Genomic DNA, 450 nt, shown 5'->3' with positions numbered 1-450 from the left:
TGAGCGCCGATATATTGCATGATTTCTTTTTGTTCCTCGATGGGCGGTACAGGAAGATAGATCGTATAGAAATCGTCTGTATAGAGCCGCCAAAATCCTTCGATAATACCACGCACTCGAACCTGCAGTTCACGTCGACACAAGGCGCTTTTCAACACCATTTCTCCAAAGGACGGAATTATTCTTTCTGTATTTGGTATCAAAACAGTGTAGTCCGGACTGATTACTCCGAATTGTGGCGCTAATGCAAATACTCCCAGATGGGCCTTCAAACGATTTAACACCAGATCATCTTGATAGCACAGCTTTCCGCCAGCATATGATTCCGACAGCATACGGCGCTCATCCAGTTGGGAGTCAGGAACCAAGCCGTACTTCTGGCTCATTGACAGGTGCGTTTCCATACCTTCTTTTGACCGCTCATCTCTTTCCCTAAACAGGTATTTGCAG

General features: G+C 46.0%; 1 protein-coding gene. It reads right to left on the bottom strand.

Going from position 1 to position 450, the window contains the following annotated elements:
• Positions 1 to 404, bottom strand: a 404-nt coding sequence (locus H6B10_RS15370) for a hypothetical protein (RefSeq protein WP_204652347.1), incomplete at its 3' end; no start/stop codon positions are given.
• Positions 405 to 450 lie beyond the last annotated feature (46 nt).

Origin of the sequence: Gemmiger formicilis (assembly GCF_016901605.1) — a bacterium.
Classification (GTDB): domain Bacteria; phylum Bacillota; class Clostridia; order Oscillospirales; family Ruminococcaceae; genus Gemmiger; species Gemmiger formicilis_B.
This window is presented reverse-complemented; position numbering and strand designations above follow the sequence as displayed.